The organism is Candidatus Kosakonia sp. 282A-S69, assembly GCF_029433855.1.
Taxonomy (GTDB): Bacteria; Pseudomonadota; Gammaproteobacteria; order Enterobacterales; family Enterobacteriaceae; genus Kosakonia; species Kosakonia cowanii_A.
Genome location: NZ_JAROAU010000003.1, coordinates 2,101,915 through 2,121,169, shown reverse-complemented (window position 1 = coordinate 2,121,169; position 19,255 = coordinate 2,101,915). Strand labels below are relative to the sequence as shown.

At 59.5% G+C, this 19,255-nt stretch carries 18 protein-coding genes; 13 read left to right on the top strand and 5 right to left on the bottom strand.

What is annotated here, in order from left to right; all coding sequences use genetic code 11:
* Nucleotides 1–274: 274 nt before the first annotated feature.
* From lolC to crtB, 11 genes are all read left to right on the top strand, one after another.
* Nucleotides 275–1,474, top strand: coding sequence for a lipoprotein-releasing ABC transporter permease subunit LolC (lolC, locus tag PU683_RS15805; RefSeq protein ID WP_277173123.1), 1,200 nt, complete (start codon nt 275–277; stop codon nt 1,472–1,474).
* The gene (gene lolD / locus PU683_RS15800; protein ID WP_277173121.1) at nt 1,467–2,168 is read left to right on the top strand and encodes a lipoprotein-releasing ABC transporter ATP-binding protein LolD; all 702 of its coding nucleotides are present in this window, start codon (nt 1,467–1,469) and stop codon (nt 2,166–2,168) included. The genes lolC and lolD overlap by 8 nt, the downstream gene beginning before the upstream one ends.
* Nucleotides 2,168–3,412, top strand: a complete 1,245-nt coding sequence (lolE, locus tag PU683_RS15795; RefSeq protein ID WP_277173119.1) for a lipoprotein-releasing ABC transporter permease subunit LolE — start codon at nt 2,168–2,170, stop codon at nt 3,410–3,412. The genes lolD and lolE overlap by 1 nt, the downstream gene beginning before the upstream one ends.
* A gap of 36 nt (nt 3,413–3,448) precedes the next feature.
* Nucleotides 3,449–4,366: an N-acetylglucosamine kinase gene (gene nagK / locus PU683_RS15790; RefSeq protein WP_277173117.1), complete on the top strand. Its 918-nt coding sequence runs from the start codon at nt 3,449–3,451 to the stop codon at nt 4,364–4,366.
* 10 nt (nt 4,367–4,376) lie between these two features.
* Nucleotides 4,377–5,198: a Sir2 family NAD+-dependent deacetylase gene (cobB, locus tag PU683_RS15785; RefSeq protein WP_277173115.1), complete on the top strand. Its 822-nt coding sequence runs from the start codon at nt 4,377–4,379 to the stop codon at nt 5,196–5,198.
* A gap of 253 nt (nt 5,199–5,451) precedes the next feature.
* On the top strand, nt 5,452–6,369 hold the full coding sequence (locus PU683_RS15780) for a polyprenyl synthetase family protein (RefSeq protein WP_277173113.1): 918 nt from the start codon (nt 5,452–5,454) through the stop codon (nt 6,367–6,369).
* 3 nt (nt 6,370–6,372) lie between these two features.
* On the top strand, nt 6,373–7,401 hold the full coding sequence (fni, locus tag PU683_RS15775) for a type 2 isopentenyl-diphosphate Delta-isomerase (protein WP_277173112.1): 1,029 nt from the start codon (nt 6,373–6,375) through the stop codon (nt 7,399–7,401).
* Nucleotides 7,398–8,663 (top strand): glycosyltransferase, encoded by a 1,266-nt coding sequence (locus PU683_RS15770; RefSeq protein ID WP_277173110.1) that lies wholly within the window; start codon nt 7,398–7,400, stop codon nt 8,661–8,663. Before fni ends, PU683_RS15770 begins: the two co-directional genes overlap by 4 nt.
* On the top strand, nt 8,660–9,835 hold the full coding sequence (gene crtY, locus PU683_RS15765; protein ID WP_277173108.1) for a lycopene beta-cyclase CrtY: 1,176 nt from the start codon (nt 8,660–8,662) through the stop codon (nt 9,833–9,835). Before PU683_RS15770 ends, crtY begins: the two co-directional genes overlap by 4 nt.
* Complete coding sequence (locus PU683_RS15760) at nt 9,828–11,309, top strand: phytoene desaturase (RefSeq protein ID WP_277173106.1); 1,482 nt, start codon at nt 9,828–9,830, stop codon at nt 11,307–11,309. The genes crtY and PU683_RS15760 overlap by 8 nt, the downstream gene beginning before the upstream one ends.
* Nucleotides 11,306–12,238 carry a 15-cis-phytoene synthase CrtB gene (gene crtB / locus PU683_RS15755; protein ID WP_277173104.1) on the top strand — a complete coding sequence of 311 codons (933 nt, stop codon included), beginning with the start codon at nt 11,306–11,308 and terminating at the stop codon, nt 12,236–12,238. The genes PU683_RS15760 and crtB overlap by 4 nt, the downstream gene beginning before the upstream one ends.
* Here crtB and PU683_RS15750 read toward each other — a convergent pair.
* The 5 genes from PU683_RS15750 to potA all read right to left on the bottom strand — a co-directional run bounded on the left by PU683_RS15750 (nt 12,171) and on the right by potA (nt 16,637).
* Complete coding sequence (locus PU683_RS15750) at nt 12,171–12,722, bottom strand: sterol desaturase family protein (protein ID WP_277173102.1); 552 nt, start codon at nt 12,720–12,722, stop codon at nt 12,171–12,173. The two genes, crtB and PU683_RS15750, sit on opposite strands and share 68 nt — an antisense overlap.
* 124 nt (nt 12,723–12,846) lie before the next feature.
* A complete protein-coding gene (gene potD, locus PU683_RS15745; protein WP_277173100.1) occupies nt 12,847–13,893 on the bottom strand; it encodes a spermidine/putrescine ABC transporter substrate-binding protein PotD in 1,047 nt (348 codons plus the stop codon).
* Entirely contained in the window at nt 13,890–14,681 is a 792-nt protein-coding gene (gene potC, locus PU683_RS15740) for a spermidine/putrescine ABC transporter permease PotC (protein ID WP_277173098.1), read from the bottom strand. Before potC ends, potD begins: the two co-directional genes overlap by 4 nt.
* Nucleotides 14,678–15,535: a spermidine/putrescine ABC transporter permease PotB gene (potB, locus tag PU683_RS15735; protein ID WP_277173096.1), complete on the bottom strand. Its 858-nt coding sequence runs from the start codon at nt 15,533–15,535 to the stop codon at nt 14,678–14,680. Before potB ends, potC begins: the two co-directional genes overlap by 4 nt.
* The gene (gene potA / locus PU683_RS15730) at nt 15,519–16,637 is read right to left on the bottom strand and encodes a spermidine/putrescine ABC transporter ATP-binding protein PotA (protein ID WP_277173094.1); all 1,119 of its coding nucleotides are present in this window, start codon (nt 16,635–16,637) and stop codon (nt 15,519–15,521) included. The genes potB and potA overlap by 17 nt, the downstream gene beginning before the upstream one ends.
* Nucleotides 16,638–16,921: 284 nt before the next feature.
* On the opposite strand from potA, the gene pepT reads away from it, so the two are divergent.
* On the top strand, nt 16,922–18,160 hold the full coding sequence (gene pepT, locus PU683_RS15725) for a peptidase T (RefSeq protein ID WP_277173093.1): 1,239 nt from the start codon (nt 16,922–16,924) through the stop codon (nt 18,158–18,160).
* 350 nt (nt 18,161–18,510) lie between these two features.
* Entirely contained in the window at nt 18,511–19,002 is a 492-nt protein-coding gene (locus PU683_RS15720) for an REP-associated tyrosine transposase (protein ID WP_277173091.1), read from the top strand.
* Nucleotides 19,003–19,255: the final 253 nt, after the last annotated feature.

Here is a 19,255-nt window from a genome sequence, read left to right as displayed (position 1 = left end):
TTATTGCCATAATCCCGGCAACAGATACTGGCCATGCAAACGCTGAATGTAACGGGAAAGAGTCTGGATATATTCATTTTCGGAATAAGTGGATGTTGAAAGATTAGCAGCTTGCTAATTTAGGCACCTCTGTATGGGCTATGGCGAGAGTAGCAATTTGATTTTGCGAATTTTTTTGTCATAAATCCGATGAATTCTTACGGTATCACGCATTTACGCTCTCACCTTTCGCTTATATACTCCTGACTCTGCTCACAGCAACCAGACGGATTTCATGTATCAGCCTGTCACTCTCTTCATAGGTCTACGCTACATGCGTGGACGCGCAGCGGACCGCTTTGGCCGCTTTGTCTCCTGGCTGTCAACCATTGGCATCACCCTGGGCGTTATGGCGCTGGTGACGGTGTTATCAGTGATGAACGGCTTCGAACGCGAACTGCAAAATAACATCCTCGGGCTGATGCCTCAGGCTACGCTGACCACCCAGAAAGGCTCGCTCAACCCGCAGCAGTTTCCGGCCAGCAGCGTCAAACTGCAGGGAGTGTCGCGCATTGCCCCCCTGACCACTGGCGATGTGGTGCTGCAGAGCGCGCGCAGCGTGGCGGTTGGCGTGATGCTGGGTATCGATCCGGCGCAGAAAGATCCGCTGACGCCGTTCCTGGTCAACGTGCAGCAAAACCAGCTGCAGGCGGGCAAATACAACATTATTCTCGGCGAGCAGTTGGCCAGCCAACTGGGCGTTAACCGCGGCGACCAAATTCGCGTGATGGTGCCCTCTGCCAGCCAGTTCACGCCGATGGGGCGTCTGCCGAGCCAGCGCCTCTTCACGGTGGCTGGCACCTTCGCCGCTAACAGCGAAGTGGACGAGTACCAGATGCTGGTCAATATCGACGACGCGTCGCGCCTGATGCGCTACCCGGCGGGCAATATCACCGGCTGGCGCTTGTGGCTCAATGAGCCGCTGAAAGTCGATGTTCTCAGCCAGCAAACGCTGCCGGAAGGCACCCAGTGGCATGACTGGCGCGATCGCAAAGGCGAACTCTTCCAGGCCGTGCGCATGGAGAAGAATATGATGGGTCTCCTGCTGAGCCTGATCGTTGCCGTCGCCGCCTTTAACATCATCACCTCGCTTGGCCTGATGGTGATGGAGAAGCAGGGCGAGGTCGCCATTCTGCAAACCCAGGGCTTAACGCCGCGTCAGATCATGGCGGTATTTATGGTGCAGGGGGCCAGTGCCGGGATTATCGGCGCGCTGCTCGGTGCCGGGCTGGGCGCGCTGCTGGCCAGCCAGTTAAACAATTTGATGCCGATTATCGGCGCGCTGCTCGACGGCGCGGCGCTACCGGTGGCGATCGATCCACTGCAGGTCGTTGGCATTGCGCTGGTGGCGATGGCCATTGCGCTACTTTCCACGCTTTACCCTTCCTGGCGCGCTGCCGCCACTCAACCCGCTGAGGCTTTACGTTATGAATAAGATCCTGTTGCAATGCGACAACCTGTGCAAACGCTATCAGGAAGGCAGCGTGCAGACCGATGTGCTGCACAATGTCAGCTTCAGCATGGCGGAAGGGGAGCTGATGGCAATTGTCGGCAGCTCCGGCTCGGGTAAAAGTACACTTCTGCATCTGCTTGGCGGGCTGGATACACCCACCTCCGGCGACGTCATCTTTGGCGATCGCCCGATGAGCAAACTCTCCTCATCGGCGAAGGCCGAACTGCGCAACCGCGAGCTGGGATTTATCTACCAGTTCCACCATCTGCTGCCGGACTTTACCGCGCTGGAAAACGTGGCGATGCCGCTGCTGATCGGCAAGAAAAAGCCGGCCGAGATCGACACCCGCGCCCGCGAGATGCTGCGCGCCGTCGGCCTTGAGCACCGCGCCAGCCATCGCCCGTCTGAACTCTCCGGCGGCGAGCGTCAGCGCGTTGCCATTGCCCGCGCGCTGGTTAATAACCCGCGTCTGGTGCTGGCGGATGAGCCGACCGGCAACCTTGATGCCCGCAACGCCGACAGCATCTTTGAACTGCTCGGCGAGCTGAACCGCGCCCAAGGCACCGCCTTCCTGGTGGTAACCCACGATCTGCAACTGGCGAAGCGCATGAACCGCCAGCTGGAGATGCGCGACGGCCATCTTAAAACCGACCTGACCCTGATGGGGGCTGAGTAATGGCATCCCCGCTGTCATTATTAATCGGCCTGCGCTTTAGCCGCGGGCGTCGCCGTAGCGGCATGGTGTCGCTAATCTCTGTTATCTCCACCGTCGGCATTGCGCTCGGCGTAGCGGTGCTGATTGTCGGCCTTAGCGCAATGAACGGCTTCGAACGTGAGCTGAACAACCGCATTCTGGCGGTGGTACCGCACGGCGAAATCGAGCCGGTCAATCAGCCGTGGAACGGCTGGGAGACGGTGCTGGGCAAAGTGCAAAAAGTGCAGGGTATCGCCGCCGCCGCGCCTTACATCAACTTTACCGGGCTGGTAGAGAGCGGGGCGAACCTGCGCGCCATTCAGGTTAAAGGCGTTAATCCTGCGCAGGAGATGCAGCTCAGCGCGCTGCCGAAGTTTGTGCAGGGCGATGCATGGAAAGGCTTTAGCGCGGGTTCCCAGCAGATCATCCTCGGCAAAGGGGTGGCCGACGCGCTGAAAGTGAAACAGGGCGATTGGGTCTCGATCATGATCCCCAACTCCGACGATGCGCATAAATTGTTGCAGCCGAAACGCGTGCGTCTGCATGTCACTGGTATTCTGCAACTGAGCGGCCAGCTCGATCACAACTACGCGATGATCCCGCTGGCGGATGCGCAGCACTATCTTGATATGGGCAGCAGCGTCACCGGTATCGCCATTAAAGTGAACGACGTGTTCAACGCCCAAAAGCTGGTGCATGACGCGGGTGAAGTGACCAACAGCTATGTCTATATCAAAAGCTGGATCGGCAAATATGGCTACATGTACCGCGATATCCAGATGATCCGCGCCATTATGTATCTGGCGATGGTGCTGGTGATTGGCGTCGCCTGCTTCAATATCGTTTCGACGCTGGTGATGGCGGTGAAAGATAAGAGCGGCGATATCGCCGTGCTGCGCACCCTCGGTGCGAAAGATGGCTTGATCCGGGCGATTTTCGTCTGGTACGGTCTGCTGGCGGGGCTGTTTGGCAGCCTCTGCGGTGCGGTGATTGGCGTCATTGTTTCGTTACAGTTGACACCGATTATCAACGGTATTGAGAAGCTGATCGGCCATCAGTTCCTGTCGGGGGATATCTACTTTATCGACTTCCTGCCGTCAGAACTGCATCCGCTGGATGTGGTGTACGTGCTGGTGACGGCGTTGCTGTTGAGCCTGCTGGCGAGCTGGTATCCGGCGCGTCGCGCAAGCAACATCGATCCGGCAAGGGTGCTGAGCGGGCAGTAATCCCACGGGTAACGGCGCCACAACGAAGGAGTGGCAATGCACTACGGGTTTGATATTGGCGGCAGTAAAATCGCGCTCGGCCTCTTTGACGCCGGGCGGCGGTTACAGTGGGAAACGCGTATTGCCACGCCCCATGAAAGCTACGACGCCTTTCTACAGGCTATCGCCGCGCTGGTGGCGGAAGCTGACCGCCGTAGCGGCGTGAAGGGCAGCGTTGGCATCGGTATTCCGGGAGTGCCGGAAACCGCCGATGGCTCGCTCTACGCCGCCAATCTGCCCGCCGCCAGCGGGCAGGCGCTGCGCCGCGATCTCAGTAATCTGCTCGATCGCGAGGTGCGTATCGACAACGATGCCAACTGTTTTACTCTTTCAGAGGCCTGGGATGAGGCGTTTCGCCGCTATCCGCTGGTGATGGGGCTGATCCTCGGCACCGGCGTCGGCGGTGGGCTGGTGTTTAACGGTAAGCCGATCCCCGGTCGGCGCTTTATCACCGGCGAATTTGGTCATATCCGTCTGCCTGTCGATGCACTCTCCCTGATGGGTTTTGATTTCCCGCTTCTGCGCTGCGGCTGCGGCAACCTCGGCTGTATTGAGAACTATCTCTCCGGCCGCGGTTTTGCGTGGCTCTACCAACACTTCTATCATCAGACATTGACAGCGCCGGAAATTATCGCGCGTTGGGAGCAGGGCGAGGCAAACGCGCGGGCGCACGTTGAGCGCTATGTCGATTTGCTGGCGGTCTGCCTGGGGAATATTTTGACGATGATCGACCCGGATCTGCTGGTGATTGGCGGCGGATTATCCAACTTCAGCGCGTTGACGCAGCTGCTGCCGTCGCGCATCGCGCCGCACCTTTTACCGGCCGGCGACGTTCCCCGTATCGAACGCGCGCGCCACGGCGACGCGGGCGGTATGCGCGGCGCGGCCTTCCTTCACCTTGCAGACCACTCCTGAGAGGATGCCCATGCAATCGCGACGTTCACATCGTCTCAGCCGTTTTCGCCGCAACAAGCGCCGCCTGCGCGAGCGCTTGCGCCAGCGAATCTTTTTCCGCGACATAATGGTGCATGACGTAATGGAAAAACCGAGAGTAGTTGTCTTAACCGGGGCGGGGATCTCCGCTGAATCCGGTATTCGAACCTTCCGCGCTGCGGACGGGCTATGGGAAGAGCATCATGTGGAAGATGTGGCGACGCCGGAAGGTTTCGCCCGTAATCCGCAGCTGGTGCAGCGCTTCTACAACGACCGCCGCCGCCAGCTACAGCAGCCGGAGATCGCGCCGAACGCCGCGCATCTGGCGCTGGCGAAGCTGGAAGAGGCGCTCGGCGACCGCTTTTTGCTGATCACGCAAAATATCGACAACCTGCACGAGCGCGCCGGTAATCGGCACATTATCCATATGCATGGCGAGCTGCTGAAGGTGCGCTGTTCGCAGAGCGGTCAGGTGCTGGAATGGCGCGGCGATGTCAGCGAAGAGGATAAGTGCCACTGCTGCCAGTTCCCCGCGCCGCTGCGCCCGCACGTGGTGTGGTTTGGTGAAATGCCGCTCGGCATGGATGAGATCTACAGCGCGCTGGCGATGGCGGATCTCTTTATCGCCATTGGCACCTCCGGGCATGTCTATCCCGCCGCCGGGTTTGTCCATGAGGCGAAGCTGCACGGTGCGCATACCGTTGAGCTCAACCTCGAACCGAGCCAGGTGGGGAGCGAGTTTGAAGAGAAGCAGTATGGCCTGGCAAGCGAGGTGGTTCCCGCCTATGTCGACAAGCTGCTGAAAGGCTTATAAGCGCCTCGCCCGGTCGCGCATGGTTGACCGGGCGACTATGTTGTAATAATGTAAAAATTCTTATGAATTCGCTCGTTACGGAGCAAATCTTCTAATCTGCGCTACGCTTTGCCAATACGACACTGCAGAGATTAGCGCCCAGGCTGCGCGGAGTTTTTTACGCACTCCGGCGAGCGCAGCAGGCGAACCGCTGCCCTCATGCTCTGACTTATTTACCCGGCCATCGCTTAAAGGATAACGAGGGACAGCCACGATGAATCTCAACCACGACGCCCAACTGCAGACTTTGCGCGATGCGCTGCAACAACGCCTCGATCACCTGTTACCCGCCGGTGCGCAACAGGATCAGATCTACAGCGCCATGCGCGAAGGAACCCTGGTGGCGGGCAAGCGTGTCCGCCCGCTGCTGCTGATGCTGGCCGCGCACGATCTTGGCTGCGATGCTGACCAGCGCGGGCTGCTCGATCTGGCCTGTGCCGTTGAAATGGTACACGCCGCTTCGCTAATGCTGGACGATATCCCCTGTATGGATAACGCCGCGCTGCGCCGTGGGCGACCCACTATTCATCGGCAGTATGGTGAAAATGTCGCCATTCTGGCGGCCGTTGCGCTCCTGAGCCGCGCTTTTGGCGTGGTGGCAGAGGCGCAGGGTCTCTCGGCCGCCTGCAAAGCGGCGGCGGTGGCGGAGCTCTCGACCGCTGTTGGGCTTCAGGGGCTGGTTCAGGGGCAGTTTCTCGATCTGCATGAGGGTGACAAAGCGCGCAGTGCGGAAGCCATCCAGCTGACCAATGAGTTAAAAACCAGCCGTTTATTTGATGCCACGCTACAAATGGCGGCGATTGCCGCCGAGGCTTCGCCGCAGGTGTGTGAGCGGTTGCGCTGTTTTGCCCTCGACCTCGGCCAGGCATTCCAGTTGATGGACGATCTTACCGACGGGCTGAACGGTACCGGCAAAGATATCAATAAAGATGACGGCAAATCGACGCTGGTGGCGATGCTGGGTGCGGAGGTCGTGCATCAGCGTCTGAGCGAACATTTGCGTAGCGCCGATGAACACCTTGCCAGCGCCTGCCCGCGCGGCGTCTCGACGCGCCGCTTTATGCGCGCCTGGTTCGATAAACAGATGACGCTGTTTGGCGAAAGCCGGGCCACGACGCTGCCGGGGTGCTAGCTGATGAAGGATCTGGCAAAACGTAAAAACGATCACCTGGATATCGTCCTCAATAGCCCGCACAGCGCCATGAAACGTACCACCGGCTTCGAGAAGTGGCGTTTTGAACACTGCGCGATGCCGGAGCTGCATCTGGATGAGATCGATCTTGGCTGCACGCTGTTTGGCAAAACCCTGCGCGCGCCGCTGTTGATCAGTTCCATGACCGGCGGCGCCAGCCGTGCGGCAACGATCAACCGCCACCTGGCGCAGGCGGCACAGCAGCTCGGTCTGGCGATGGGGGTCGGCTCACAGCGCGTGGCGCTGGAGAGCAAAGAGAATTCTGGCTTAACCCGTGAGCTGCGCCAACTGGCGCCGGATATCGCGCTGCTCTCGAACCTCGGTGCGGCGCAAATTGCCGGGCCTGATGGCGTGGATTACGCGCGCCGCGCGGTGGAGATGATTGACGCTGATGCGCTGATTATTCACCTCAATCCGCTGCAGGAAGCGCTGCAAAGCGGTGGCGATCGCGACTGGCGCGGCGTGCTGACGGCGATTGAGAAAGCCGTGGCGGCACTTCCTGTCCCGGTGGTGGTGAAAGAGGTGGGCGCTGGCTTATCCGTCAACGTCGCGCGCCAGTTGCGCGATGCTGGTGTGGCGATGCTCGATGTCGCCGGAGCAGGCGGCACCAGCTGGGCGGCGGTGGAGGGCGAGCGCGCCGCGCAGGCGCATCATCGCGCCGTGGCGATGGCCTTTGCCAACTGGGGCATTCCGACCGCGCAGGCGCTGACCGACCTGCAACAGGCGATGCCGGCGATGCCGCTTATCGCCTCCGGCGGGATTGCTAACGGTATTGACGCGGCGAAAGCGCTGCGGCTGGGAGCCTCGCTGGTGGGCCAGGCTGCGGCCGTGCTCGGCAGCGCTACCGTCTCATGTGAAACCGTCGTCGCCCACTTCCAGGTGGTGATCGATCAGCTTCGTGTCGCCTGTTTCTGTACCGGCAGCGCTAACCTGGAGGCGCTACGCCAGGCGACGCTGGTGCGTGAAGCATGAGCCACTTTGCGGTGATCTCACCGCCGCTCTACAGCCATATGCGCGCCCTGGAAGCGCTGGCACAGGCGCTTGTCGCGCGCGGCCACCGTATCACCTTTGTTAATCAGGCCGGGGCGCAGCAGTTACTGCACGATCCGCGCATCGGCTTTTACGCGGTTGGCGAAACGAGCCATCCGCCCGCCCGCCTGCAACGCACTTTACGGCTGATGGCCCACCCTGCAGGGCCGGGCATCATTCGCCTGATTAACGATCTGGCGAGCACCACCGATATGCTCTGCCACGCGCTGCCTGCGGCGCTGACGGAGCTTGGCGTCGATGGGGTGATTGTCGATCAGATGGAGCCTGCCGGTGGGCTGGCAGCAGAGTCGCTGGGCTTGCCCTTTGTCTCCGTCGCCTGCGCGCTGCCGGTTAACCGGGATGAAACCATCCCGCTGCCGGTGATGCCGTTTCGCTACGCGCCCGGCGAGCAGCGCAAAAAGCTCTACCGCGCCAGCACCCAGGTCTATGACAATGTGATGTCGCGCCAGAACGCCGTCATTTCCCGGCATGCGCGACGCTTTGGGCTCCCGGCGCGTAACGCGATGCATGCGTGCCTCTCGCCGCTGGCGCAGGTCAGCCAGACGCTGGCCTGCTTCGATTTTCCGCGCCAGCTGCCCGCCTGGTTTCATGCGGTCGGGCCGCTGCGTCAGCCGCAGGAGGTTACGCCTCATCACCCGGCCGGGGCAGAACGCCCGCTGATTTTTGCCTCCCTCGGCACCTTACAGGGGCACCGTTACCGGCTGTTTCGCACCATTGCCCGCGCCTGCCGGCGCATGAATGTCCGTTTATTGATCGCCCACTGTGGCGGGCTGAACGCGCGCCAGGTGGCGAAGCTGATCGCCCGCGGGGCGGAAGTGACCGACTTTGCCGATCAGACGGCGGTGATGCGCGACGCCGATGTGGTGGTCACTCACGGCGGCATGAATACGGTAATGGACGCCATCAATAGCACCACGCCGATCCTGGTGATCCCGCTGGCCTTCGATCAGCCCGGCGTCGCGGCGCGTGTGGAGTACCATCAGATTGGTCGCCGGGTTTCACGCTTTGCCAGCAGTGCGCGGGTGGAGAAAAACCTGCGCGCGCTGCTGGCCGATAAGCGCTACGCTGCACGGCTTGCCGCCATGCAACAACCGTTGCAGGAGGCGGGCGGCGCACCGCGCGCGGCGCAGATTGTTGAGCAGGCGCTGACGACCGGGCAGCCGGTCATGGCGGGTGCGCAATGAGCCAGCGCTGGGATCTGATCCTCGTCGGCGGTGGGCTGGCGAATGGTCTTATCGCCTGGCGTCTGCATCATGCCCGGCCCGATCTGCGCCTGCTTATCGTTGAAGCGGGCGCGCAGCCGGGGGGCAACCACACCTGGTCTTTTCATCAGGCGGATCTGACGGCTGCGCAGCACCGCTGGATCGCCCCGCTGGTCAGCCACCGCTGGCCGGGCTACGAAGTGCGTTTTCCGGCGCGCCAGCGCACGCTGGAGGGGGGCTATCTCAGCATCAGTTCAGAGCACTTCGCGCAGAAAATTACCAATACCCTCGGCTCGGCGCTGTTAACCGATACGCCGGTGGCGAGCCTGACGCCGCAGAGCGTGACGCTTGAGAGCGGCGAGACGCTGCACGCCGGGGCGGTGATCGACGGGCGCGGCTATCTGCCGGATGCCAGTCTGACGCCTGGCTTCCAGTCTTTCCTCGGCCAGCACTGGCAGCTTGCAGAGCCGCACCACCTTCAGCAGCCGATTTTGATGGATGCCACCGTCAGCCAGGCAGAGGGATACCGTTTTGTCTACACCTTGCCGCTCTCAGCGCGCGAGGTGCTGATCGAAGATACCCACTATATTGACCGGCCCACCCTCAGCGGTGACCAGGCGCGTCAGCACATTGCGGATTACGCGCGCCAGCAGGGGTGGACGCTGACAACACTGCTGCGAGAAGAGCAGGGTAACTTACCCATCACGCTGGATGGCGATATCCGCGCCTTCTGGCAGTCGCGTGCGGGGCAGCCCTGTAGCGGCCTGCGCGCCGGGCTGTTCCACGCCACCACCGGCTACTCTCTGCCGCATGCGGTGGCGCTGGCGGATCTTATCGCTGAGCAGCCCGTGCCGGATGGCGAAAAGCTCTTTACCCTGATAAAGCACTACGCTGAGCGCGTCTGGCGTCAGCAGCGCTTCTACCGCATGCTGAACCGCATGCTGTTTCTGGCGGGCGATGCCAGTGCGCGCTGGCAGGTGATGCAGCGTTTTTATGGCCTGAACCCGGCGCTGATTGCCCGCTTCTATGCCGACAGACTCACCTTTTTTGATAAAGCGCGGATCCTGACAGGAAAACCGCCGGTACCGGTGGGCGAAGCCATGCGCGCCGTACTTAAACACACACCTGGACTACGAGCCTTCAATCATGAATAAAACCATCGTCATCGGGGCCGGATTCGGCGGGCTGGCATTAGCCATTCGCCTGCAGGCGGCGGGCGTGCCGACCGTGCTGCTGGAGCAGCGCGACAAACCTGGCGGGCGCGCCTATGTCTATCAGGATCGGGGCTTTACCTTTGACGCCGGGCCAACGGTGATTACCGATCCCAGCGCCATTGAAGAACTCTTTACGCTTGCCGGTAAAAAGATGGCGGATTATGTGGATCTGCTGCCGGTGACGCCGTTCTATCGCCTCTGCTGGGAGCAGGGGAAGGTGTTTGATTACGATAACGATCAGGCCCGGCTCGAAGCACAAATCCGCCGCTTTAACGAGCGCGACGTCGAGGGTTACCGCCGTTTTCTCGACTACTCAAAAGCGGTGTTTAAAGAGGGCTATCTGAAGCTCGGCACCGTCCCGTTCTTATCCTTCCGCGACATGTTGCGCGCCGGCCCGCAGCTGATGCGTCTGCAGGCGTGGCGCAGCGTCTACAGCATGGTCTCTAAATTTATTGAAGATGAGCACCTGCGGCAGGCGTTCTCCTTCCACTCGCTGCTGGTGGGCGGTAACCCCTTTGCCACCTCGTCAATCTATACGCTGATCCACGCCCTCGAGCGGGAGTGGGGCGTCTGGTTTGCCCGCGGCGGCACCGGCGCGTTAGTGCAGGGGCTGGTGAAGCTGTTCGAAGATCTCGGCGGCACGCTGGAGCTTAATGCCGAAGTGAGCAAGCTGGAGGCGGCCGGTAAACGCATTACCGGCGTCGAGTTAAAAGATGGCCGTCGTATTGCGGCCGCTGCCGTTGCGTCGAATGCCGATGTGGTGCACACCTACGAGAAGCTGCTCGGCCACCATCCGACCGGGGCAAAGCGCGCCGCCTCACTGAAGCGCAAACGCATGAGCAACTCGCTGTTTGTGCTCTACTTTGGTTTAAATCATCACCACGATCAGCTGGCGCACCATACCGTCTGCTTTGGGCCACGCTATAAGGAGCTGATTGAGGAGATCTTCCACGGTGAAGTGCTGGCGGAGGACTTTTCACTCTACCTGCACGCCCCCTGCGTTACTGATCCCTCGCTGGCACCGCCCGGCTGCGGCAGTTACTACGTCCTCGCCCCGGTGCCGCATCTTGGCACGGCGAAGATCGACTGGGCCGTTGAAGGGCCGCGCCTGCGCGATCGTATCTTTGCCTATCTCGAGCAGCACTATATGCCCGGCCTGCGCGAGCAGCTGGTGACCGAGCGCATGTTTACCCCGGTCGACTTCCGCGATCAGCTTGGCGCGCACCTCGGATCGGCCTTCTCCGTGGAGCCGATCCTGCGCCAGAGCGCCTGGTTCCGCCCCCATAACCGCGATAGCGAGATCGACAACCTCTATCTCGTCGGCGCAGGGACTCACCCCGGCGCGGGCATTCCCGGCGTGATCGGTTCGGCGAAAGCGACGGCGGGGCTGATGGTCGAGGCGCTTAGCGGATGAATGATGCGTTAATGAGCCATGCGACGGAAACGATCACCGTCGGCTCGAAAAGTTTTGCGACTGCCTCAAAGCTGTTTGATCCGGCGACAAGGCGCAGCGCGCTGATGCTCTACGCCTGGTGCCGCTACTGCGATGATGTGATTGATGAGCAGGAGCTCGGCTTTCGCACCGACGTGCCACAGCAGGAGAGCGCGCTGGCGCGCCTTGCGATGCTGCGCCTGGAGACGCAGCGCGCCTTCGACGGCGAGACGATGGGCGAACCGGCCTTTGCCGCTTTTCAGGAGGTGGTTAAGCAGCATGGGATGCCTGCCCACCTGGCTTTTGAGCATCTGGAGGGCTTCGCGATGGATGTGCGCGAAACCCACTATCAGACCTTTGACGACACGCTGCGCTACTGTTATCACGTGGCGGGGGTAGTCGGTCTGATGATGGCGTGGATCATGGGCGTGCGCGACAATTCGGTGCTCGATCGCGCCTGCGATTTAGGGCTGGCGTTCCAGTTAACCAATATCGCCCGCGACATTGTTGAAGACGCGGAAAATGGGCGCTGTTATCTGCCTGCGCAGTGGCTGGCGGAGGAGGGGATGTCGGCCAGTGAGATCGCCGCCCCGGCGAAACGGCAACATATTGCGCGGCTGGCGCGAAGGCTGGTGATGGCCGCTGAACCCTATTACGCATCGGCGAAAGCGGGGCTGCGCGGTCTGCCGCTGCGCTCGGCGTGGGCGATTGCCGCCGCGCACGGCGTCTACCGGCAGATTGGCATCAAGGTGATGGCCGCCGGACCGGCGGCATGGGATCGCCGCCAGGGCACCAGCAAAGCCGAGAAGTTCGGCTTACTGGCGAAAGGCGCGGGTATGGCGCTTACTTCCCGTCTGTCGCGGCCTGCGCCGCGTCCTGCTCACCTGTGGCAGCGCCCTCGCGCGCGCTGATCTTCTCCTCATGCTCCGCCCGTTTGCGCTGGCGCAGGGTTCGTTGCAGATCCTCAACCGGCGGGGCATAAAGAAAACCAAACGAGACGCAGTCGGCTTTGCCGCGCACCGCGTGGTGCAGGCGGTGCGCCATATAGAGACGTTTCAGGTAGCCGCGGCGCGGCACGTAGCGAAACGGCCAGCGCTGATGCACCAGCCCGTCATGCACCATGAAGTAGAGCGCGCCATAGAGCGTCATGCCTGCGCCAATCCACTGCAACGGCCAGAAACCGGCGGTGCCAAGGGCGATCAGCACAATAGCCAGCAGGGCAAAGACCACGGCGTAGAGGTCGTTGACTTCAAACGCGCCGGTTCGCGGCTCATGGTGCGAGCGGTGCCAGCCCCATCCCCAGCCGTGCATGACATATTTATGCGCAAGTGTGGCGATAATCTCCATCGCCGCGACGGTGGCAAGCGTGATCAGCGTGTTCCATAAGACGAGCATCGGTATCCCTTATTAACCGGACATCCATTGACTCTAGTGCAGTCGCGCGGATACACAACGACAGCGGCGGGTTTTTTATCGTCGCCGGTGCGAAAAGTGCTGCACCGGCCAACGACAGGCGGTCTTAGCGACCGGCTTTCAGCTTCTGGTAATACTCCTCATACAGCGCGCTGGCGCTGCCGACATCATTTTGCCACTCGCCCTTACTCATGGTTTCCGCATCCGGGTAGAGGGATTTGTCGTTAGCCACTTCCGGCTTCAGCAGCTTACGCGCGGCGAGGTTTGGCGTCGGGTAACCGATGGTTTCCGCCACCTGTTTAGCGATCTCCGGGCGCAGCAGGAAGTTAATCAGCTTCAGCGCGCCGTCGACATTTTTCGCGTTCGCCGGGATCGCCAGGCTGTCCATCCAGAAGATGCCGCCCTCTTTAGGCCACACCACCTCCAGCGGCGTGCCCGCTTCGCGCGCGACGAACGCGGAGCCATTCCACACCATCCCGAGATTCACTTCCCCCTCCATATAGGGGTTCGCCGGGTTATCGGAGTTGAAGGCGGCAACGTTCGGCATCAGTTTTTGCAGCTCTTTATAGGCCGCTTCAATCTCTTTCGGGTCAGTGGTGTTACCGGAGTAGCCAAGCTTGCGCAGCGCCATCTGGAACACTTCGCGCGCGTCATCCGTCAGCAGCAGGCTGCTTTTGTACTCCGGTTTCCACAGATCGGCCCAACTGGTGACGCTTTTCGCATCCATCGCCTCGCTATTGACGCCAATCGCCGTTGCGCCCCAGATGTAGGGGATCGAGTAGTCGTTGCTCGGGTCAAAAGGCTTGTTGAGCATCTGCGGATCGAGGTTGTGGAAATGGGTCAGCTTGCTCTTATCGATCTTCTGAATCATCCCCTCTTTACGCATTTTGTCGACAAAGTAGGTGGAGGGCACCACCAGGTCGTAGGCGCCCTCTTTATAGGTTTTCAGCTTGGCGTACATCGTCTCATTCGACTCGTAAGTCGAGTAGATCACTTTGATGCCGGTCTCTTTAGTGAACTGCTCCAGCAGGCCTGGCGGCACGTACTCGGTCCAGTTATAGAAGTAGAGCGTTTTGTTATCGTCCGCGTGCGCGGCGCTGATACCGAAGGCGAGCGCGCCTGCGGCGAGCAGGTGGCGTGACCATTTTTTCATGAAGATGTCCTCTTGGCTTTCGTCGTATCGCGAGCAATCAGCTGGCTGGCGATCACCAGCACCAGCGACAGCACTAACAGGATCGTGGCCAGCGCGTTCACTTCCGGCGATACGCCCACTTTGACCATCGAATAAATTTTCAGGGGCAGAATCTCATACCCCGGCCCGGTAACAAACGAGGAGACCACCACATCGTCCATCGACAGGGTAAAGCTGAGCAGCCAGCCCGCCGCCACGGCAGGCAGCGCCAGCGGCAGGATAATCTTGCGCAAAATGGTGAATTCGCTGGCACCGAGATCTTTCGCCGCTTCCAGCATGCGCACATCAAACCCCTTCAGGCGTGAGAAGACCGTTACCACCACAAAGGGGAGGCAGAAGGTGATGTGCGAGAAGAGCAGCGACATAAAGCCAAGCTGCACGCCAAGCAGCATAAACAGCACCAGCAGGGAGATCGCCATCACGATATCCGGCGACATCATCACCACAAACAGCATGCCGCTGACAAACGGCTTGCCGCGAAAGCGATAGCGGTAAAGTGCTACCGCCGTCAGCGCGCCGATCAGGGTGGCGAAGGTAGCAGATAACACCGCCATGGTCAGCGAGTGCTGCGCCGCCTGCAACAGGCTGTCGTTATTCATCAGCAGGCCGTACCACTTGGTGGAGAAGCCCTGCCAGTTGATGCCAAAGCGCGAACTGTTAAAGGAGTTAACGATCAGAATGATGATCGGAATATAGAGGTAAGCGTAAATGGCGGCCATAAAACCGCCTCTGAAGAGACGACCGATCATTCCAGCTCCACCTTTTTGTTAAGCAGACGCGCGGCGCGCCAGTAAACCAGCAGCATCAGCCCCATCACCAGCGTCAGGGTGATACTGGTCGCGGAGCCGAACGGCCAGTCGCGAATATTGAGGAACTGGCTTTTGATGACATTGCCAATCAGCAGGTTTTTCGCCCCGCCCATCAGATCCGAGACGTAGAACAGCCCCATCGCCGGCAGCATCACCAGCAGGCAGCCGGCGATAACGCCCGGCATGGTCAGCGGAATGATAATGCGCAGAAAGGTTTGCAGCTTGCTGGCACCGAGATCTTTCGCCGCTTCCAGCAGCGGTTTGTCGAGCTTCTCAATGCTGGAGTAGAGCGGCATCACCATAAAGGGCAGCAGAATATAGACGAGGCCAATAATCACCGCTCCCGGCGTGAACATGATGCGCACTGGCGTCTCGATCACCCCCAGCCAGAGCAGGAACTCGTTGAGATAGCCTTTAGTGCTGAGGAAGATCTTCAGCCCGTAGATGCGGATCAGCGAGTTGGTCCAGAAGGGGACGATCAGCAAAAAGAGCAGCAGCGGACGCACGTTCGCCGGCAGCTTTGCCAGAAACCAGGCAAACGGGTAGCCGAGCAGCAGGCAGGCGAGGGTGGCCATCAGCGCCATATTCAGCGAATGCAGCAGCACATCGAAGTAGAGCGGATCGAGCAGCCGCGCGTAGTTATCCAGCGTGAAGACCAGCTTGACGAAGTTGGCGTCATCGCGGGTTAAGAAGCTGGTGGCGATGATCATCAGGTTCGGCAGGAAGACAAACAGCACCAGCCAGCCGACGATGGTCGCGATCACCGCTTTCTGGACTTTACTTGTGCTCTTCATCAGCCAGCACGACCTCCCAGCTCTCGACCCAGTTGATGGCCATCTTCTGATCCAGCGAGTGGTCGAAGTCGGGATCGTCTTCGTTGAAGAACTCGCTGACCATCACCATCTTGCCGTTTTCCAGCTCAACCATCGACTCCAGCGTCATGCCTTTATAGTTTCGCTCGCGCACGTAGCCAATCAGCCCTTCGACCTCGGCGATGTCATTGATCTCTTCGACGCGCAGATCTTCCGGGCGCAACAGCACATTGAGTTGCTGACCACTCTCTACCGGGAAGTTGACGTAAATATTGCACTCGCGGCCTTCCACGCTGGCGCGCACACGCTTCTCGTCGAGACGCTCAATTACCTTAGCGTTAAAAATATTGATTTCGCCGATAAAGCTGGCGACAAAGAGGTTTTTCGGCTCTTCGTAGATCTCGCGTGGCGTGCCGTCCTGCTCAATGCGCCCGTCGCGCATCACCACGATGCGATCGGACATGGTCAGGGCTTCTTCCTGATCGTGAGTCACAAAGACGAAGGTGATACCAAGTTTACGCTGCAGCGCTTTTAGCTCGTTCTGCATCTGCTTGCGCAGCTTGTAATCGAGCGCGGAGAGGGACTCATCCAGCAGCAGTAAACGCGGTTTATTGACCACCGCACGGGCGATGGCGACGCGCTGCTGCTGACCGCCGGAGAGCTGGTGCGGTTTGCGCTGGGCGAACTCATCAAGCTGCACCATACGCAGCGCCTCGGTAACGCGCGGGGCGATTTCGGCTGGCGGCGTCTTTTGCATCCGCAGGCCAAACGCCACGTTTTCAAACACGGTCATGTGCGGAAAGAGGGCGTAACTTTGAAAAACGGTATTAACGTGGCGATGTTCCGCCGGAACGTGGGTAATATCCTGGTTATCCAGCTGGATATGGCCGACATCGACGCTCTCAAGGCCGGCAATCAGGCGCAGCACTGTGGTTTTACCGCAGCCGGAAGGGCCGAGCAGCGTAAGAAATTCGCCGTTATTAATGGTGAGATTGAAATCGGAGATTACCGTTTTACCATCAAAGCTTTTGCGAATACCGGCCAGCTCAACCAGCGGTGAACGCGAACGCGATTGTGTATTCAATTTTTGACTCTGTCCCGTGTTTGCGCATCAGAGGGCGTATCAGATGCGGGGTTTGTGATGAACCACCTTCAGGGTTGTGCACGATTTAAGGGCAGGCATTCTACGGCAAAGCGGTTAAATCGCCAATCGTTGATGGCTTTTCGCCGCTCAATCAGTCACTTTCTCAACTACGTTTAATACAACAACCTTTAAAATATTCTCGTTTACCGGGTAAAAGTGACCTGACGCAATATTTGTCTTTTCACGCTTACTGATAATGTTGTGACATTTTGTTAGGGGGCTTTATGGATAAATTACTAGAGCGCTTTTTGCAGTACGTAACGCTGGATACGCAATCGAAGCCCGGCGTGCGGCAGGTGCCAAGCACGGATAGTCAATGGAAGCTCCTGCATCTACTGCAAGACCAGCTTACTGAGATGGGGCTGGTGGACGTGACCTTAAGCGATAAGGGCACGCTGATGGCGAAACTGCCATCCAACGTCGACAAGCCGGTTCCGGCGATTGGTTTTATCTCCCACGTCGACACCTCGCCCGATTTCAGCGGCAAAAACGTTAACCCACAAATCCTTGAAAACTACCGTGGCGGTGATATTGCGCTGGGTGTGGGCGATGAGATCCTCTCGCCGGTGATGTTCCCGGTGCTGCATCAGCTGCTTGGCCATACACTTATCACTACCGACGGTAAAACCCTGCTCGGCGCGGATGACAAAGCGGGCGTGGCGGAGATCATGACCGCGCTGTCGGTGCTGAAGATGAACAACACGCCCCACGGCGATATCTGCGTGGCCTTTACCCCCGATGAAGAGGTGGGCAAAGGGGCGAAATATTTTGATGTCGAAGCCTTTGGCGCGAAGTGGGCCTACACCATGGATGGCAGCGGCATCGGTGAACTGGAGTTCGAGAACTTCAACGCCGCGTCGGTAACGGTGAAAATCGTGGGGAATAACGTTCACCCCGGCACGGCAAAAGGGGTGATGGTCAATGCCATGACGCTCGCCAGCAAAATTCATGCGCGTATACCGGAGGAGGAGAGTCCGGAGCAGACCGAAGGGTATGAGGGGTTTTACCATCTCACCAGCATTAAAGGCACGGTGGATCGCGCCGAAATGCACTACATCATCCGCGATTTCGAGCGCGCATCGTTTGAAGCGCGTAAACGCAAGATGATGGAGATCGCCAAAGAAGTGGGCAAAGGGCTGCACCCGGATTGCTATATCGAACTGGTGATTGAAGACAGTTATTACAACATGCGCGAGAAGGTGGCAGAGTTCCCGCACATTATCGAGATCGCCCAGCAGGCGATGCGCGATTGCGATATCGAACCGCAGATGAAGCCGATCCGCGGCGGCACCGATGGCGCACAACTCTCCTTTATGGGGCTGCCCTGTCCGAATATCTTTACCGGCGGCTATAACTACCACGGCAAACATGAGTTCGCCACCCTGAACGGCATGGAAAAGGCGGTGCAGGTGATTGTGCGCATCGCGGAGTTAACCGCCGCAAGGGAGACAACGCAGGGTTGATTCCGGGCACGGTGCACATTGCCGGATGGCGGCGTAAACGCCTTATCCGGCCTACGGGTTCGTGCAGTTTGTAGGCCTGATAAGCGCAGCGCCATCAGGCATGATGCCGGGCACGGTACACATTGCCGGATGGCGGCGTACCGCCTTATCCGGCCTACTGTTAGCGCGCTTTTCTGGGTTTTGTAGGCCTGATAAGCGCAGCGCTATCAGGCATGATGCCGGGCACGGTACACATTGCCGGGTGGCGGCGTAAACGCCTTATCCGGCCTACGGGTTCGTGCGGTTTTGTAGGCCTGATAAGCGCAGCGCCATCAGGCAACAGGGATTACGAATGGAAAAGGAGTTTCCAGATGTCTGACTATCGTCGTCATTATGTGCCCGGCGGCACATGGTTTTTCACCGTCAACCTGCGCGACAGGCGCAGCGATCTTCTTACCCGCCATATTGATACGCTGCGCCATGCAACTCGCATGGTGAAACGCCGCCAGCCTTTTCATATTAACGCCTGGGTTATCCTGCCGGAACATATGCACTGCATCTGGACGTTACCCGAAAACGATGATGATTTTTCCGGGCGCTGGCGCGAGCTTAAAAAAGCCTTCAGTAAGTCGCTCAGGCAGAAAGAGATCTGGCAGCCACGCTTTTGGGAGCACACCATCCGCGATGAGCGGGATTATCGTCATCATATAGATTATGTGTATATCAACCCGGTTAAACATGGGTGGGTGAAATGTACCGCGCAGTGGCCCTTTTCCACCTTTCATCGCGATGTTCGCGCCGGAGTGTATCCGAAGGATTGGGCGGGGGAGATCGCCGATATGGATGCCGGGGAAAGGCGGTAATGCATTGCCGGATGGCGGCGTACCGCCTTATCCGGCCTACGGGTTCGTGCGGTTTGTAGGCCTGATAAGCGTAGCGCCATCAGGCATTATGTCGGGCACGGTGCACATTGCCGGATGGCGGCGTACCGCCTTATCCGGCCTACGGGTTCGTGCGGTTTTGTGGGCCTGATAAGCGCAGCGCCATCAGGCATTATGTCGGGCACGGTGCACATTGCCGGATGGCGGCGTACCGCCTTATCCGGCCTACGGGTTC

Bases quoted from the DNA above. Each gene is read 5' to 3' on its own strand.
- lolE (WP_277173119.1), top strand. From the start codon at position 2,168: ATGGCATCCCCGCTGTCATTATTAATCGGCCTGCGCTTTAGCCGCGGG.
- PU683_RS15780 (WP_277173113.1), top strand. From the start codon at position 5,452: ATGAATCTCAACCACGACGCCCAACTGCAGACTTTGCGCGATGCGCTG.
- PU683_RS15750 (WP_277173102.1), bottom strand. From the start codon at position 12,722: ATGCTCGTCTTATGGAACACGCTGATCACGCTTGCCACCGTCGCGGCG.
- PU683_RS15760 (WP_277173106.1), top strand. From the start codon at position 9,828: ATGAATAAAACCATCGTCATCGGGGCCGGATTCGGCGGGCTGGCATTA.
- PU683_RS15720 (WP_277173091.1), top strand. From the start codon at position 18,511: ATGTCTGACTATCGTCGTCATTATGTGCCCGGCGGCACATGGTTTTTC.
- potB (WP_277173096.1), bottom strand. From the start codon at position 15,535: ATGAAGAGCACAAGTAAAGTCCAGAAAGCGGTGATCGCGACCATCGTC.
- potD (WP_277173100.1), bottom strand. From the start codon at position 13,893: ATGAAAAAATGGTCACGCCACCTGCTCGCCGCAGGCGCGCTCGCCTTC.
- crtY (WP_277173108.1), top strand. From the start codon at position 8,660: ATGAGCCAGCGCTGGGATCTGATCCTCGTCGGCGGTGGGCTGGCGAAT.
- crtB (WP_277173104.1), top strand. From the start codon at position 11,306: ATGAATGATGCGTTAATGAGCCATGCGACGGAAACGATCACCGTCGGC.
- cobB (WP_277173115.1), top strand. From the start codon at position 4,377: ATGCAATCGCGACGTTCACATCGTCTCAGCCGTTTTCGCCGCAACAAG.
- potC (WP_277173098.1), bottom strand. From the start codon at position 14,681: ATGATCGGTCGTCTCTTCAGAGGCGGTTTTATGGCCGCCATTTACGCT.
- lolC (WP_277173123.1), top strand. From the start codon at position 275: ATGTATCAGCCTGTCACTCTCTTCATAGGTCTACGCTACATGCGTGGA.
- pepT (WP_277173093.1), top strand. From the start codon at position 16,922: ATGGATAAATTACTAGAGCGCTTTTTGCAGTACGTAACGCTGGATACG.
- PU683_RS15770 (WP_277173110.1), top strand. From the start codon at position 7,398: ATGAGCCACTTTGCGGTGATCTCACCGCCGCTCTACAGCCATATGCGC.
- fni (WP_277173112.1), top strand. From the start codon at position 6,373: ATGAAGGATCTGGCAAAACGTAAAAACGATCACCTGGATATCGTCCTC.
- nagK (WP_277173117.1), top strand. From the start codon at position 3,449: ATGCACTACGGGTTTGATATTGGCGGCAGTAAAATCGCGCTCGGCCTC.
- lolD (WP_277173121.1), top strand. From the start codon at position 1,467: ATGAATAAGATCCTGTTGCAATGCGACAACCTGTGCAAACGCTATCAG.